Raw genomic sequence first — 15,597 nt, 5'->3', positions numbered from 1 at the left:
GGGTAAAAATTGAGTGTTAATTATAAGTTTGATTAATTAAGCAACTTTACTTTAGTATTATACTATTGAGCAGTACTAAAATTTATGCCAAATCATAAATAATTATTCAATTTGTACCCCTGCAATTTAGTTGTAGTTTAGCTGTTATGAGTACTTACCAGATCTTCCGGTACGCCCAGAGCATTGATACTGTAACCGCCATCAACATATGTGATTTCGCCTGTGATACCTGAAGCCAGATCTGATAACAGGAAAGCAGCAGTATTTCCAACTTCATCAATAGTGATATTACGACGAATTGGATTTTGTGCGGACACATGAGCCAGCAAACGGCCGAAATTGGCAATGCCTGAAGCAGCAAGAGTTTTAATCGGGCCTGCTGAAATACCATTGCATCGAATTCCTTCCTCTCCGAGGCAGGCTGCTGTGAAGCGGATACCTGCTTCTAATGATGCTTTAGCCATGCCCATTACATTATAGTTAGGTATGGCACGTACTGCACCAAGATAGGTCAGGGCAAGAATAGAGCTGTTATGGCCACTCATTAACGGACGGGCAGCTTTAGCCAGTGCAGGCAAGCTATAAGCAGATACTTCATGAGCCGTCATAAATGCTTCGCGTGTAATACTATCCAGAAAATCCCCGTTTAAGGCTTCTTTTGGTGCAAAAGCAATAGCATGTACCAGACCATCAAGCTGTGACCAGCTTTTCCCCAAATCAGAAAACAACTGACTAATTTCATCATCACTTTGTACATCACAGCGATATACCAGTTCTGAACCCAGTTCGGCAGCCATTTTGCGTACCCGGTCTTCGAGTTTGTCAACAACATAGGTGAAAGCCAGTTCTGCTCCCTGTTCACGACAGGCTTTGGCAATGCCATAGGCAATAGAGCGTTCAGAAATCATACCGGTGATGAGGATTTTTTTGCCTTGCAAAAAGCCCATAATTATTATCCTTGAACGTGATTTGTGTTTAGCTTAAAGGTCGCATTATAACTAATATTTACTTTTACGCGAAATATAGCGCTAGAGTAGAAACTTTAAAACCGGCTGATGTGATGACATTCAGCCGGTCAATATATAACTAAATATAACTAAAAAATTATTCAGTTAATCCGGATAAATAATGGTCTGCATCGAGTGCAGCCTGACAGCCTGATGCCGCGCTGGTAATAGCCTGACGGTATATGTGGTCTTTCACATCTCCTGCGGCAAATACGCCAGGAATATTTGTTGCGCCGACGTTGCCATCATTACCACCTTTGGTAATGAGATAACCCGTTGCATCCATATCCAGCTGACCTTTAAAAATTTCGGTGTTGGGCTGATGGCCAATAGCAATGAATATGCCGGTTACTGCCAGAATTTCACTTTCATTATCGGCATAATTGATGCGTACTGAGTTTACTCCTTTGTCATCACCAAGAATTTCATCAACTGTTGCATTAAGTTTAAGAATGATTTTGCCTTCTTTTACCCGCTCCAGTAATCTGTCAATCATGATTTTTTCAGCACGAAAGTTGTCACGGCGATGTATCAGAGTAACGGTACGTGCGATATTTGCCAGATACAAAGCTTCTTCAATCGCAGTATTACCCCCGCCGACAACAGCTATATCCTGTTCTTTGTAGAAAAAGCCGTCACAGGTAGCACATGCGGAAACGCCTCTGCCGGCAAAAGTTTCTTCACTGGGTAATCCCAGGTACTTGGCAGAAGCACCCGTTGCAATGATTAATGCATCACAGCTGTAACTTCCCATATCACCAATAAGAGTAAATGGGCGCTGCTGTAAATCCACCTGATTGATATGGTCAAAAATCATATTGGTACCAAAGCGTTCGGCATGTTCCAGAAAACGCTGCATCAATTCAGGACCCTGCACACCATTAACATCAGCCGGCCAGTTATCTACTTCAGTTGTTGTCATCAACTGACCACCCTGTGCCATACCGGTAATCAGTGTAGGTTTCAAGCCTGCACGGGCTGCATAAACCGCAGCTGTATAACCGGCAGGTCCGGAACCAAGGATAATTAATCGGCTGTGTGTGAGTTCGCTCATGACATTTCCTTATTATTTGGGCAATACTAGGTAGGATAAATGGAGGTAACTGTACCACAATATCAAAAAAGAATTAAATTCTCCAATTTCGATTTAATAGAGTAGTTATTGGTTATCTGCACGCCTGAACAAAGTTAGTGATGATTGTCAGCAATACCATCCAGATGATATTGTTTGCCACAATAGGGGCATTCAATACTACTGTTAGATTGAATGGGTAAAAATACTCGGGGATGGCCATTCCATGTTTCATGTTCCGGGCCGGTACATATCAATGGTAAATCATGCGGTGTAATGGTTTTAACTGATTGGGCAGTATTACTCATAATTATTTCCCTTGGTTAAGCTGAGAGCTAATCATACAAAACAGGCCTGATTACAGCAAATAATGTTGTAATCAGGCCTTTTATTCAGATAATTAAATGATATAAGTCAGCCAGGATTCATATTTGGTATTTTTGCCATGAACAATGTCAAAATATCGCTGCTGAATCTCTGTAGTCAACGTACCGCGGGAGCCACAGCCAATTATGCGACCGTCAACTTCACGGATAGGTGTGACTTCAGCTGCCGTGCCTGTAAAGAATACTTCGTCTGCGCAATAAACTTCATCACGGGTAATATGCTTTTCAGTAACGGTTAAATTCATATCAGCTGCGATAGCCATTACTGTACGCCGGGTAATCCCATCTAAAGCTGCATCCAGAGCCGGTGTGTAAAGTTTGCCATCATTGACAATAAATATGTTTTCCCCGGATCCTTCAGCAACAAAACCGTTTGAATCCAGCATAATTGCTTCATCATAGCCATTACGGGTAGCTTCGGTATTAGCCATAATAGAATTCATGTAGTTGCCATTGGCTTTGGCTTTAATCATGGTGATATTGGGGTGATGACGGGTGAACGAGCTGATTTGCACGCGAATACCCTTTTGCATACCTTCTTCGCCAAGATAGGCTCCCCATGGCCAGGCAGCTACAATTACCTGTACATCATTTTGATCTGGAGCTACGCCCAGTTTGTTTGAACCATAAAAAGCCATAGGTCGAAAATAGCAGGAAGCCAGTTTGTTGGCTTTAACTACTTCAATGTGAGCCTGATTGATTTCTTCCATTGTGAATGGCAGATGCATGCCAGTAATTTTGGCGGAGTTAAACAGACGTTTAGTATGATCCTGTAAACGGAAAATGGCTGTTCCGTTTTGCGTTTTATAAGCACGTACGCCTTCGAAAACCCCCATACCATAATGCAATGTATGAGTTAAAACATGAGTTTGAGCATTTCTCCACTCAACAAGATTACCATTAAACCAGATAAAACCGTCTTGGTCGGCCATAGACATAATAAAACTTCTCCAAAATAAGACATTAAGCTGCGGTGGCCGGAACCCTGTGTTGCAATGGATAGGGCAATGCAGGATTGATGACTAGGCAGTACAAAAAATAATGGTAACAACAGCTGTTGGACTTATCTTTAGCCGATAGCCGCTGTTACTTTATATAAAAGTAAATATTATCACTGCCTGTTTTGCTTGCCAATGCTGAAAGCAGGGGGCAGTTTTTGCTAAAAAGGCGTGAAATCGTTTAAACTGTGTTGCTTCCTCAATAATCCGGCTTGTATCTGACGTCTGATTAAACCTTCAGAAAACAGTACAGTGTAAGGTGAATAAGTATGAAAATTATTTATGCATTAATAAAAATAGTGGTGTTGCTGATATTGTTGCTGCTTGCTGTAAGCAATACACAAATGACTGCATTCAATTACTTACCCGGACAAACTGTCAATTTGCCATTAATTGTCCTATTACTGATATTTTTTATTATTGGTGCTGTTTTTGGTGTGTTTGCCATGTTTGGGCGATTATTACGTCTGCGCAGTCAGGTCAATCAGTTACAGGCTAAGCTCGATAAACAAATTAAGGCAGCCGCTCAGGCAGTACATACTGAAAATCTTGCCACTACTGCTACTCAGTCACAATCCGGTAATTCTGATCAGAAGAAAGTAAATAATTAATATGGATAGTAATGATTTCTGGATGTGGCTGGCACCAGTTATTTTGTTACCTGTATTTTTTGCTATGGGCTGGTTTGCTGCCCGGGTAGATATGCGGGCAGTGCTGAAACAGGCGAAAGCCATTCCGGAAGGATTTTATAAAAGTCTGGATGCCCTGGCTGAGAATAAAAGTGCGGTTGCAGTACGTGAGCTGGCTGAGGTTGTCGATCAGCAAAATGATGCCCGTCAAAGCACTTATGAGCTGCATCTGACATTAGGGAAGTTGTACCGTCAGCGTGGTGAAAATGATAAGGCCATCGCTTTACATCAGAAATTACTGGAGCTACCGGAAACTATCGCAGAACGTCGTGATATTGTCGCTTTCGAGCTTGGCCAAGATTATCAGGCCGCCGGTCTGGTAGACCGTGCCGAGCAGATTCTGGTTGGTTTGCTTAATGGCAGTAAAGCCAGACAGGCACGGCAGATATTGCTGAATATTTATCAGCAAGATCGGGACTGGGAAAAAGCCATTAAGCTGGCAGAAGAACTCAGTACCGGAGACCAGACTTATCAATTTGAAATTGCTCAGTTTTATTGTGAGCTAGCTCAGCTGGCTTTGTATCAGTCTGAGTACAATAAAGCACGTGAGTATATTTTTCAGGCTCTGGCAGTCAATCGCAAATGCAGCCGGGCTAATATGATTCTGGGTGATGTTGAACTGAAACAACAAAATTTTCAGGCTGCTGTAGATGCTTATAGCGCTATTGAAAAACAGAATTATGAATATCTCAGTCTGGTAGGTGAGCGTTTATATGATGCCTATGATGGAATGAATAAAGCCGCAGACGGTCTGGAAGTTCTGATTGGTTTTGCCCAAACGTTTCCGCAGCTGGATTTATCTGGTGTGATATATGAAAAGTCTTTACCTGTATATGGTGAAGACCGAGCTACCGAAATTGTTATTGATCTGGTGCGGCGTAAGCCTACTCTGACCGGAACTTACCGTTTACTCGGCGTTTTACAAAATACTATCAGTTCGAAGTGGAAAGCCGAAGTTGATATGATGCGTTCAGTAGTGGGCATGCAGATGCAAAAATCTGTGATGTACCGTTGCCGCCATTGTCATTTTAAATCTCAGGTATTCTTCTGGCATTGCCCGGCCTGTAATAAATGGGAAACATTTACACCAAATCGTATTGATGTGTAGTTGGCTGATAAATCTAATCTGTTGCTGAATATTTGGTCTGATGTACAGAAATTCTGCACAGAATCAGTTACAGATGATTTTTTAAAATCATAAATGACTTTTAAAAATAATATGATATTAAATTAGAGTTTAATATCATATTTAATATTTCTATGAATAAGTTTTTAGCAATATACATATATGTGTATTGTTAAAGACAATATTGAATGATGACTTGCGGAATATGAATCCATTGATGCTTGATACTACTTTAATGAATCAGAAAGCTAAACCTGTTATTGTGGCACTGGATTTTGCCAATGCTGAAACAACGCTGGATTTTGTTCGTCAGTTAGACCCGGATTTGTGCCAGCTTAAAATAGGTAAAGAACTATTTACTGCTACTGGCCGCTATCTGGTTGAGCAGCTTGTATTACAAGGCTATCGGATTTTTCTTGATTTAAAATACCATGATATTCCCAATACTGTAGCCTCTGCCTGTAAAGTGGCTGCTGATATGGGAGTGTGGATGGTAGATATGCATGCATCGGGCGGCCGAAGAATGATGGAAGCTGCTGCTGAAGCTGTTAGTAATTGCAGCCAGCCGCCATTATTAATTGCAGTAACGGTATTAACCAGTATGACTCAGAATGAACTGGCAGAAACCGGTATAAACTCACCTATAGATGAAACAGTTATTCGTCTGGCTGAATTAACCCGGCAATCCGGTCTTGATGGGGTGGTTTGTTCTGCTCAGGAAGCATCTTTATTACGCGGACAGCTCGGGCAGGATTTTTTACTGGTTACGCCCGGTATCAGATTACAAAATTCAATTACAGATGATCAGCGGCGTATTATGACTCCGAAAGCAGCTTTAGCAGCAGGCAGCAGCTATCTGGTAATGGGTAGACCGGTAACGCAAAGCCAGAACCCGATTGAGCTATTGCAACAAATTAATAACGGTCTGATTTAAGTAAAAAAATTTTGATAAAAAATAGCTGCTAACACATATACAGTTAGCAGCTATTTTATTGGTTGTATAAATTGGATTATCCGGTTAGCTGTTTGCTAATCAGTTTTTTCACCGGAGGCAGATTATTGCTGATACGCAATACCAGTGAACGCATCAGTCGGGCAGGGTGGCTGTCGTTAGTAAATAAAGACACCATAGCGTTAGTTCCGTGATACAGAATCCGGGTATGAGGCATATGCTGTCTCTGGTATTGAGCCAGTAATGTCTGACTGCCAATATCTTTTCCTTTAGAGACGGCTTCATTAATCAGTTTGGACAATATGCCTACTCCGCTTAGTCCAAGATTAAAACCATGAGCTGTTACCGGATGCATACCAACTGCCACATCTCCAATAAGCGCACTGCGCTGAGCATAAAATGCATTGGCATGGACGCCGACAAGCGGGTAATGATGAACAGTGCTAACCAAATGCATCTCACCTAGTTTACCTTTGAGCTGTTGGGTAATATCTGCGGCCAACTCAGCGGGAGACATGGCCAGAATGTCACCTGCATGTTCATTATTAATAGTAACAACACAATTAGTGAGATTTTCTTCAAGTGGCAGTAGAGCAAGAGTACGCCCGTAATGGAAACACTCCAGTGCAGTATGCTGATTACTCAATGTATGCTGCATTCGGAAAACAATTACTGTACGCCCGAAATCATGAATCTGAGCCGAAACACCCAACTGGCGGCGTGTGTTGGAAAAACGGCTATCGGCAGCAACAAGTAATTTCCCTTTGATTAGCCGGCCATCATCCAGCTTGGCTTCAATTTGATTTGCATGATCATTTTTTACATCAATAATACTATGGCCAGTAATAATATTTACATTATTAAAGGCTTTGACTGCTTCGTATGCAGCACGCCGGATATTATGATTACTGATTAAAAAACCCAGTGTATTGGCCGGTTTGCCGCGAGCCATTGTTGGCTGTTCAAAATGGAGCTGATAGTTAGAATAGCCGTTAATTACTTTAGCATCACGCAAAGGATAAATTTCATCTGGTGCAATTTTGTCCCACATATCTAACTGCTGCATTAATTCCTTTGAATAATGTGTTAGAGCAATTTCCCTGCCATCAAAAGGAGGGTGCGCCAGTACAGCCATTTCCTGTTTTTCAACTACAGTAATTGAAAGCCCTGATGGAGCTAAAGCGCGTGCCAGACTTAAACCAGCAGGTCCGGCTCCGACGATAATGACATCAGTTTCTTTATCTGAGTATGAAGACACATTATTTGCTGCCATAAAATCCATTCCTGAATGAATATATTCAATACAGCGTTAGAATAACTGAAAATGAACTTGAATCCTATATCCGTTTGAAAGAAAGTTAATAAACGTCAAGCTTAACTCTTAAATTATTGCTCTGTTAAAATCATGGTAATAGGATTTATATATGAATGATTATACAAATGGTTAAAAACTCATTTCAGGATCAATTGCAGCAACTGGGTAAACAGGCTAAAGCGAAACGTCTGGCAGAAGAGCAGCAGGCAAAAGAAGTACAAAAGCGCCAGACAGATGTCAATTTTGCTGAAGCAATCGGAAAAGATATTACGCCGTTAAAGGCAAGAAATCAGTTTCAGCATCCGCGTGATACCAGCCCGATTAAATTGCGAACCCGTCAGGAAGAATCAACAGACGAAAGCAGCTATTTTTATGTTGGTGAAAATCAGAATGATACTGCACCGCCAGTATTCAGTAAAAATGGTCGCGGTACGGCTGATATTAAGCGTTTGCAGGCGAAGCAATGGCCTATCGTAGCTTATGTGGATTTACATGGCTATCGTCAGGATGAAGCCCAGGAAGTATTGAATGAATTTATAGATTATATTCAGCAATATGGAGTAGTTGGTGAAATAGTCCATGGCAGTGGACTGGGATCAAAGGATTATCAGCCTGTATTGAAAACACTTGTACGCCGCTGGTTAATGGCACACCCCGAAGTGCTGGCTTATGCCCAGCCAAATGAGCGTAATGATGGTGCAGTATATGTGCTGGTTAAAAAGAAGCATCGTGCGTTTGAACGGAAATAAATTTGTGTTTAATTACCTGTTTTAACCAATCAGCATAAAGTAAAAGTGAAAATCAACAGAATCAGGTTAAACCGGATATTGGTATTGAGTTATTATCATCGCAAATATCTGATTTTTTTGTTTGATTTATAATTAAAAAATTAGGTTATGTTTTTTAGTATGATAATCTGTATTGATAATTTTCAAATTTGGTCTCAGCAAGATGATAAATAGAAGCCTGACCAAATGGATTCAGTATATGCGGCAAAAAATGCCAACACAGGCATCATTATTTGCTTCTCCATGGTTTAAACCATTTGCACGCTGGTTTGACAGGCCATATTACTGGCAGCTCAATCGAGAACGTGCTGCCTCTGCTGTAGCTGTTGGCATGTTTTGTGGTCTCATGCCCGGACCTACCCAAATGCTTACAGCTCTGATAGTGGCTTATGTGGTACGCACACATTTACCCGTAGCACTTTTAACTACACTGTATACGAATCCGCTAACTTATATACCCTTATATTACTGTGCTTATCAGATTGGTGAGGGCTTATTATATGGTCAGTGGGGCAAAGCCATGCCTGAACTGCCAGAGTTTAAATTAGGTCATCTCGGGACTGAATTATGGCAATGGTTGATTCAGTTTGGTAAGCCTTTACTTTTGGGTGTGCCAGTATTGGGCATGATACTCGCAACCCTCGGATATATTGTGGTTTGGAATGGCTGGCAGTGGTTTGCCCGCAGACATGTGACCACCATTCAGAAATAAAGACATGCAAAGATCATTAACGGATAACGAGTTGAGGTTGGTCAGAAAGTTTCTGGGTAATGCAGCAGACTGGACAAAAGTGCAGATAGTACGTGATGCATGGTGGCTAGTACATCCGCATGCTGCCATAACATGCGGAAATCATATTATTTTTCCGGCGGCATATTATGTTGATGATTTTACTCAGTCAGATTTGAGCATGCAAGGCTGGCTGATGCATGAGCTTATGCATGTCTGGCAAAGCCAGCATGGTTTTCCAATTTTATTTGCCGGAGTCTGTCTTGCACTTAAAGCAGGCTACTATCAGGCTCGTGCCTACCGGTATCCGCCTCCGGAAACAATTATCAGCCTTAATCAGCTGAATATGGAGCAACAGGCGAATATAGTACAGCATTATTTTCTGGCATTAAACGGTGATAAACGGTATCAGCATTCACAGGTGGATTTTCGTCGCTTGCTTAAACCGCTTATCAGACATCCGGATAATCGTAGTCTGTTACCGCATTATTAACAGCGGCTTTAGCTGGTTATTTTAAATAACTTTTTAACTGTTATAATTCACACTTGTTTTATTGCCGGAGTGATACATGTCTGTATTTGAAGCAGCAGCGCAGCAACTGCATACTGTACGTGATTTTTTACGCTTTACTGTGAGTCAGTTTCAAGAGGCAGAATTATTTTTTGGTCATGGAAATGATAATGCCTATGATGAAGCTGCCTACCTGATTTTACATACCTTACATTTGCCACTGGACACATTAGAGCCGTTTCTTGATGCCCGTTTGCTCGACACAGAAAAGTCACTGCTGTTACAGCTTGTTCAACGCCGTACCAGTGAACACATACCAGTGGCTTATCTTACCCATCAGGCATGGCAGGGAGCATATGAATTTTATGTTGATGAAAGAGTAATCGTGCCGCGTTCATTTATTTATGAGCTTTTAGGTGCACCGCTTCATCCATGGATTGAATATGATGAACTGGTACACAGAGCACTGGATTTATGCACGGGCAGCGGTGCACTGGCTATTCAGATGGCGGACATTTATCCGGATGCGATGATTGATGCAGTAGATATCAGCCTTGATGCGCTTGAAGTGGCAGGTATGAATATTGAAGACTATGGATTAGAGGATCGAATCAATCTGATTCATACCGACCTGTTTACCGGTATTGATACAACTTATGATTTAATCGTGTCAAATCCGCCCTATGTAGATGCCGAATCAGTTGCACAATTGCCAGAAGAATATCTGCATGAGCCAGAACTGGCATTAGGCAGCGGGATTGATGGTCTGGATGCTACTCGGCAGATTATTCAGCAGGCTGCCAGATATCTTAACCCAAAAGGGGTATTGCTGGTTGAAATCGGGCATAATCGCGAAGTACTGGAGCAGGCATTTCCGGAATTGCCATTTACCTGGATGCCTACCAGTGGCGGAGATGGTTTTGTCTTTTTGCTGACACGCGAACAATTGTTAGGTGAAGCATAGATTAACTGTGATATATCTGGTTAGATTGTTCAGAAGTCCGCAAATTAAGACTTATGCCACGATGTAAAAGGCTTTCTGACCAGATTATTATTGTAATATCTGGGATCATCCGATACTTCCTGTCCTATCCAGTCTGGAAAAATAATATGCTCATCAGTGTGGTTTAATTCAACTTCAGCCACAATCAGGCCTTGATTCACACCTAAAAATTCATCAATTTCCCAGATAAGTCCATTTAAAGGTATGCGGTAACGATATTTTTCAATTATTGGCTGTTCTGCCATATGAGTGAGCATATGTCTGGCATCTGCAACCGGAATTGAATATTCAAATTCGGTACGGGTAATGCCACGATTTGTGCTTTTAATCGTTAGCCATGCTTTATCATCACAAACACGGATACGTACGGTGCGTTCTTTAACCGTCGATAAATAGCCCTGACAAAGATGCTTAGCTGATGCCAGATTCCGCCACGCATTGCCTACTACCAGAAATTTACGTTCAATTTCCTGTGCCATAATAAAATTTTATGAATCAACCTATATGCTAAAAAAGCACCAGAAACTGTTTGGCAGTCAACTGGTGCACAGATTTGTGTCAGGCTGAATAATAACAGTTATGATGCAAGTCTGTTAGCAATTGCATTAAACATTAAAGATGCTTCCAGTGGCTGCTCCAGAAAAGAGGGCTCAGCTTTAGGCCAGGTAGACCATTGTACAATAACCAGCTTCTGTTTCTGATTAACCATAATAATCTGTCCGTAAATTCCTAAAGCCCACATGCTGTCCTGACTGTTCAGCCCTGTTTTTGGAGAAACATCATTTACAGTAGCTGGTACACTATTATTCCACCATTCATAGCCATAACTTCCTTCCGGATGCAGTTTGCTGACTGAATTTTTCGCCTGATTCCAGTTACGGGAATCTTTAACCCAGTTTTTAGGTAAAATCTGCCTGCCATCTGGCAGCGTACCATTATTCATTACGAAAAGGCCAAATTTACCCCAGTCTTCAAGCGTGGCATTAAATCCGTGTGCACCCACATCATGTTGTCCCACGGTATAACTGTGCCACACACCATCTCTGCTCATACCGAATGGTTGCCAGATTTTATTCTGTAGATATCGGGCAATACTTTCACCAGTTGCTTTTTCAAGCGTGTCTCCTAGCAGCCATGCACCACCAGATGAATAAGACCATGCTTTACCGGGCTTAGCATATGATTTGCGGCCGGGTGCTTTTACCAGACTGTTAACGCAGGTATAAGTATCAGGATTGGCCTCACATTGAGTAAGTTGTGAAAAATCAGATTTCGGATCAGTGTAATCTTCGTTCCAGTTCACACCAGAAGTATGTTGAAGCAGTTGACGAATCGTCACGTGCTCCCATGCAGTTCCCCGCACATCAGGATTATATTTAACTATTTCATCATTCAGTGATTTGATTTTACCTTCTTTAAGAGCAATACCTACTAGTGTAGAAACCACAGATTTACCCACTGAGCGTGATGCCCAGAGTGTAGTAGGATTATTACCATTGGCGTAATAATCCCATACTACTTTGCCATCTTTAATTACCATCATTCCAGTTACATTATTACGCTTTAAATAATCTTTTAGCAGATATGACTGACCATGAATCTGATAATTTACATTAGACAGATTTTGAGGCGCTCTGGGCAGTGGCAGGCCATGAGCAGCGTGAAAAACATCACCGGGATAAGAGCGATAGTCATTACGAAAGCCAATTGCCCGTTGTTGCTGATTCCAGCTTAACATGTTTTTGACATCCGGTAATTTTTTGTCCAATGGAGCAGGGCAATTGTTGAGACCTAATGATTTACAGCTATTTGGCGTAGTTGCTGCATGAATGTTAAAACTGGTAGTTAAACACAGAGTTAATAAAGCAGTTTTAAAAGTTTTATTTATCATTTTCATAAAATATTCTGTATATCATCTAAATTATTATCAGGTATCTTAGAAGCTATAAATGCCACCAATAATTAAAGGGATAATTTCAATGATTTTGGTTAATTAATTATATAAAATAAAGATATAAGGTTGATTTGAAATTAAAAAAAAACCTGCTTTACAGCAGGTTTCTCAATTAATAATCAGGCAAAAGTCAAAATACCATCCTGAGCCGTTAACATAATTGTACTGTTAGGAGCATAGTCTCCAGCCAGTAATTCTTTAGCCAGTGGATTTTCGATTTCAGTCTGTATAGCCCGTTTCAGAGGACGTGCGCCATAGACCGGATCAAATCCCACCTTAGCCAGTACATCCAAAGCGGCATCATCAACCTGTAAATGTAAATCCATTTTTTCCAGACGCTGACGCAGACCGGCAAGCTGGATATTAGCGATAGCACGAATATTGGATTGGTTAAGACTATGGAATACAACAACTTCATCAATACGGTTAATCAGTTCAGGGCGGAAGTATTGTTTAACTTCATCCATTACTACTGCCTTAATCGCAGCATAATCATCGCTTTCCATTTTCTGGATTTCCTGGCTGCCAATATTGGAAGTCATAACGATAACCGTATTTTTGAAATCAACTGTACGTCCCTGACCATCAGTTAAACGACCATCATCCAAAACTTGTAACAAAATGTTGAATACATCCGGATGAGCTTTTTCAACTTCATCCAGCAAAACCACACTATAAGGATTGCGGCGTACCTGCTCAGTCAAAAAACCACCTTCTTCATAACCAACATAGCCGGGAGGCGCACCAATCAAACGCGCAACGGAATGTTTTTCCATATATTCCGACATATCTACGCGAATCAGATGGGTTTCGCTATCAAACAAAAAGCTTGCCAGAGTTTTACACAACTCTGTTTTACCTACACCGGTGGGGCCGAGGAACAAAAAGCTGCCATATGGTTTATTCGGGTCTGATAAACCGGAGCGTGAGCGGCGGATTGCATCTGCTACAGCGCGTACAGCTTCATCCTGTCCCACTACACGTTCATGCAATACTTCTTCAATTCTCAATAGTTTTTCCCGTTCACCAGCCATCATTTTGGATACCGGAATACCGGTCATACGCGAAACAATTTCGGCAATTTCTTCTGAGCCTACTTTAGTGCGTAGCAGCTTGTTAGGCTGATTATTCTGCTGCCCGTTGTCAGCAGCCTGTAACTGGGATTCAAGCCGGGGTAATTCTTCATATTGCAGCTTGGCCACTTCTTCCCATTTACCATTACGCTTAAGCGCATCCATCTTAACTTTTAGCTGATCAATCTGCTCTTTAATTGTAACGCTGCCTTGAGCTTTGGCTCGTTCTGCTTTCCAGATTTCATCCAGATCAGCAAACTCACGCTTAACATTATCCAGCTCTTCATCCAGCAGTGCCAGACGCTTTTTGCTGGCTTCATCATCTTCTTTCACCAGAGATGCGCGTTCAATTTCCAGCTGTATTTCACGGCGTTTAAGCTTGTCCATACTTTCAGGCATAGACTGGCTTTCAACTTTAATTAATGATGCAGCCTCATCAATCAGGTCAATGGCTTTATCTGGTAAGAAACGGTCGGTAATATAACGATTAGATAATTCAGCAGCAGCTACAATTGCCGGATCAGTGATTTCTACGCCATGATAGATTTCGTAGCGTTCCTGTAAGCCACGTAAAATGGCAATGGTATCTTCAACTGTCGGTTCTTTTACCAGTACTTTCTGGAAACGACGTTCCAGAGCAGGGTCTTTTTCAATATATTGACGATACTCATCCAATGTTGTCGCGCCGATGCAATGTAATTCACCCCGTGCAAGAGCCGGCTTGAGCATATTACCTGCATCCATAGCACCATCGGCTTTACCGGCTCCTACCAGTGTATGTATTTCATCAATAAAAATAATGGTATTGCCTTCGTCTTTAGCCAGATCATTAAGTACTGCTTTCAGGCGTTCTTCAAATTCACCCCGGAATTTTGCACCGGCAATCAAACTAGCCAGATCCAGTAAAAGCAAACGCTTATTTCGCAAAGAATCTGGAACTTCATTATTCACAATTCGTTGAGCCAAACCTTCAACAATAGCAGTTTTACCTACACCCGGTTCACCGATGAGTACAGGGTTGTTTTTAGTACGCCGTTCAAGCACCAGAATAGTGCGCCGGATTTCATCATCTCGCCCGATTACAGGATCCAGCTTACCCGAACGTGCTTTTTCAGTCAGGTCGGTTGTATATTTTTTCAACGCTTCTCGTTGATCTTCTGCGTTAGGATTATCCACACTTGCGCCTCCGCGAACGGCATCTATCGCCGAATTCAATTTATCTTCTGTAACACCAGCCTGTTTCAGAATACGTCCGCATTGTCCGTTTTCCTGAACAGCGCCAAGCAAAAACAACTCGCTGGCAATATAAGCATCATTACGTTTAATAGCAGCTTTATCCATCAGATTGAGAATGTGCTGCAATTCAGTACTGGGTAAGATTTCACCACCCTGACCGGATACTCTGGGTAAACCATTAATAGTAGAGTCAACCTGCTGTTTAACCTGTGCAACATTTGCACCAGCCTGGGTAAGTAAAGCAGCACAGCCACTATCATTATCATTCATTAAAGCCTTCAATATAAATACGGCTTCCAGATAACCAGCATCCTGTCCTAAAGCAAGACTTTGTGCATCTTGTAAAGCTTGCTGAAACTTTGCGGTAAGCTTATCGAATCTCATCAAAATTTCCTTTAGTTATATTTTCATTAACAGATATATTGGTATCAGAAAATTAATGTCAAGTACCAGTATGGATAAATATTTTGATTAGATTTAAATTATTGATTTATAAAAAATCAACCTAAATATATTTAATATTTTTTATTTATGTTTATTGAAGAATTCAAGTCTCAATTTCCTACTTTGTATAATTTTATAGTGCATCATCAATATTATTGAAACAAAATTTATACAAATAGAAATTGTGAGCGTTTGTCAGGATGCTTTTAATTCAAAACGTCTGGAGCTACTGAACTTGAATTTCAATTATGTTGTTTTACTTTTTCAATTTACTTAATGAAGTAAAATTGTTTTAAAAACATATATATATGAT

The 15,597-nt window shown here is 41.1% G+C and carries 15 protein-coding genes; 7 read left to right on the top strand and 8 right to left on the bottom strand.

What is annotated here, in order from left to right; genetic code table 11:
- Positions 1 to 137: 137 nt before the first annotated feature.
- The 4 genes from fabI to SALWKB2_RS06320 form a co-directional block, all read right to left on the bottom strand.
- Complete coding sequence (fabI, locus tag SALWKB2_RS06335) at positions 138 to 947, bottom strand: enoyl-ACP reductase FabI (protein ID WP_025330840.1); 810 nt, start codon at positions 945 to 947, stop codon at positions 138 to 140.
- A gap of 157 nt (positions 948 to 1,104) precedes the next feature.
- On the bottom strand, positions 1,105 to 2,061 hold the full coding sequence (trxB, locus tag SALWKB2_RS06330) for a thioredoxin-disulfide reductase (RefSeq protein WP_025330839.1): 957 nt from the start codon (positions 2,059 to 2,061) through the stop codon (positions 1,105 to 1,107).
- Between the two features lie 134 nt (positions 2,062 to 2,195).
- Positions 2,196 to 2,387, bottom strand: coding sequence for a zinc-finger domain-containing protein (locus SALWKB2_RS06325; protein ID WP_025330838.1), 192 nt, complete (start codon positions 2,385 to 2,387; stop codon positions 2,196 to 2,198).
- Positions 2,388 to 2,479: 92 nt separating this feature from the next.
- Positions 2,480 to 3,403 (bottom strand): branched-chain amino acid transaminase, encoded by a 924-nt coding sequence (locus SALWKB2_RS06320; RefSeq protein ID WP_025330837.1) that lies wholly within the window; start codon positions 3,401 to 3,403, stop codon positions 2,480 to 2,482.
- A gap of 329 nt (positions 3,404 to 3,732) precedes the next feature.
- Here SALWKB2_RS06320 and SALWKB2_RS06315 point away from each other — a divergent pair, with 329 nt between their 5' ends.
- The 3 genes from SALWKB2_RS06315 (at position 3,733) to pyrF (ending at position 6,212) form a co-directional block, all read left to right on the top strand.
- Complete coding sequence (locus tag SALWKB2_RS06315) at positions 3,733 to 4,074, top strand: LapA family protein (protein WP_025330836.1); 342 nt, start codon at positions 3,733 to 3,735, stop codon at positions 4,072 to 4,074.
- A 1-nt stretch (position 4,075) separates the two neighbouring features.
- Entirely contained in the window at positions 4,076 to 5,260 is a 1,185-nt protein-coding gene (gene lapB / locus SALWKB2_RS06310; protein ID WP_025330835.1) for a lipopolysaccharide assembly protein LapB, read from the top strand.
- 223 nt (positions 5,261 to 5,483) lie between these two features.
- Complete coding sequence (gene pyrF / locus SALWKB2_RS06305; protein WP_025330834.1) at positions 5,484 to 6,212, top strand: orotidine-5'-phosphate decarboxylase; 729 nt, start codon at positions 5,484 to 5,486, stop codon at positions 6,210 to 6,212.
- A gap of 76 nt (positions 6,213 to 6,288) precedes the next feature.
- Here the strand turns inward: pyrF and ubiM are convergent, their stop codons facing one another.
- Complete coding sequence (gene ubiM, locus SALWKB2_RS06300) at positions 6,289 to 7,503, bottom strand: 5-demethoxyubiquinol-8 5-hydroxylase UbiM (protein WP_025330833.1); 1,215 nt, start codon at positions 7,501 to 7,503, stop codon at positions 6,289 to 6,291.
- A gap of 155 nt (positions 7,504 to 7,658) precedes the next feature.
- Between ubiM and SALWKB2_RS06295 the strand changes: the two genes are divergently transcribed.
- From SALWKB2_RS06295 to prmB, 4 genes are all read left to right on the top strand, one after another.
- Entirely contained in the window at positions 7,659 to 8,294 is a 636-nt protein-coding gene (locus SALWKB2_RS06295) for a Smr/MutS family protein (RefSeq protein WP_232617016.1), read from the top strand.
- 238 nt (positions 8,295 to 8,532) lie between these two features.
- Complete coding sequence (locus tag SALWKB2_RS06290; protein ID WP_051506454.1) at positions 8,533 to 9,045, top strand: DUF2062 domain-containing protein; 513 nt, start codon at positions 8,533 to 8,535, stop codon at positions 9,043 to 9,045.
- Between the two features lie 4 nt (positions 9,046 to 9,049).
- Positions 9,050 to 9,556, top strand: coding sequence for a hypothetical protein (locus SALWKB2_RS06285; protein ID WP_025330830.1), 507 nt, complete (start codon positions 9,050 to 9,052; stop codon positions 9,554 to 9,556).
- 76 nt (positions 9,557 to 9,632) lie between these two features.
- Positions 9,633 to 10,538: a 50S ribosomal protein L3 N(5)-glutamine methyltransferase gene (prmB, locus tag SALWKB2_RS06280; RefSeq protein WP_025330829.1), complete on the top strand. Its 906-nt coding sequence runs from the start codon at positions 9,633 to 9,635 to the stop codon at positions 10,536 to 10,538.
- A 44-nt stretch (positions 10,539 to 10,582) separates the two neighbouring features.
- Here prmB and SALWKB2_RS06275 read toward each other — a convergent pair whose 3' ends face one another.
- From SALWKB2_RS06275 to clpB, 3 genes are all read right to left on the bottom strand, one after another.
- Complete coding sequence (locus SALWKB2_RS06275; protein ID WP_025330828.1) at positions 10,583 to 11,056, bottom strand: CYTH domain-containing protein; 474 nt, start codon at positions 11,054 to 11,056, stop codon at positions 10,583 to 10,585.
- Positions 11,057 to 11,154: 98 nt separating this feature from the next.
- On the bottom strand, positions 11,155 to 12,474 hold the full coding sequence (locus tag SALWKB2_RS06270; protein WP_198431241.1) for a serine hydrolase domain-containing protein: 1,320 nt from the start codon (positions 12,472 to 12,474) through the stop codon (positions 11,155 to 11,157).
- Between the two features lie 176 nt (positions 12,475 to 12,650).
- Positions 12,651 to 15,224 carry an ATP-dependent chaperone ClpB gene (gene clpB / locus SALWKB2_RS06265; RefSeq protein WP_025330826.1) on the bottom strand — a complete coding sequence of 858 codons (2,574 nt, stop codon included), beginning with the start codon at positions 15,222 to 15,224 and terminating at the stop codon, positions 12,651 to 12,653.
- Between the last annotated feature and the right edge of the window lie 373 nt (positions 15,225 to 15,597).

Origin of the sequence: Snodgrassella alvi wkB2 (genome assembly GCF_000600005.1) — a bacterium.
In the GTDB taxonomy this organism is placed as follows: Bacteria; Pseudomonadota; Gammaproteobacteria; order Burkholderiales; family Neisseriaceae; genus Snodgrassella; species Snodgrassella alvi.
Note: the sequence above shows the minus strand (reverse complement) of the source record. Positions and strands in the feature narration are given on the sequence as shown.

Bases quoted from the DNA above. Each gene is read 5' to 3' on its own strand.
- SALWKB2_RS06315 (WP_025330836.1), top strand. From the start codon at position 3,733: ATGAAAATTATTTATGCATTAATAAAAATAGTGGTGTTGCTGATATTG.
- clpB (WP_025330826.1), bottom strand. From the start codon at position 15,224: ATGAGATTCGATAAGCTTACCGCAAAGTTTCAGCAAGCTTTACAAGAT.
- ubiM (WP_025330833.1), bottom strand. From the start codon at position 7,503: ATGGCAGCAAATAATGTGTCTTCATACTCAGATAAAGAAACTGATGTC.
- trxB (WP_025330839.1), bottom strand. From the start codon at position 2,061: ATGAGCGAACTCACACACAGCCGATTAATTATCCTTGGTTCCGGACCT.
- SALWKB2_RS06290 (WP_051506454.1), top strand. From the start codon at position 8,533: ATGCGGCAAAAAATGCCAACACAGGCATCATTATTTGCTTCTCCATGG.
- fabI (WP_025330840.1), bottom strand. From the start codon at position 947: ATGGGCTTTTTGCAAGGCAAAAAAATCCTCATCACCGGTATGATTTCT.
- SALWKB2_RS06285 (WP_025330830.1), top strand. From the start codon at position 9,050: ATGCAAAGATCATTAACGGATAACGAGTTGAGGTTGGTCAGAAAGTTT.
- pyrF (WP_025330834.1), top strand. From the start codon at position 5,484: ATGAATCCATTGATGCTTGATACTACTTTAATGAATCAGAAAGCTAAA.
- prmB (WP_025330829.1), top strand. From the start codon at position 9,633: ATGTCTGTATTTGAAGCAGCAGCGCAGCAACTGCATACTGTACGTGAT.
- SALWKB2_RS06325 (WP_025330838.1), bottom strand. From the start codon at position 2,387: ATGAGTAATACTGCCCAATCAGTTAAAACCATTACACCGCATGATTTA.
- SALWKB2_RS06295 (WP_232617016.1), top strand. From the start codon at position 7,659: ATGATTATACAAATGGTTAAAAACTCATTTCAGGATCAATTGCAGCAA.
- lapB (WP_025330835.1), top strand. From the start codon at position 4,076: ATGGATAGTAATGATTTCTGGATGTGGCTGGCACCAGTTATTTTGTTA.
- SALWKB2_RS06270 (WP_198431241.1), bottom strand. From the start codon at position 12,474: ATGAAAATGATAAATAAAACTTTTAAAACTGCTTTATTAACTCTGTGT.
- SALWKB2_RS06275 (WP_025330828.1), bottom strand. From the start codon at position 11,056: ATGGCACAGGAAATTGAACGTAAATTTCTGGTAGTAGGCAATGCGTGG.
- SALWKB2_RS06320 (WP_025330837.1), bottom strand. From the start codon at position 3,403: ATGTCTATGGCCGACCAAGACGGTTTTATCTGGTTTAATGGTAATCTT.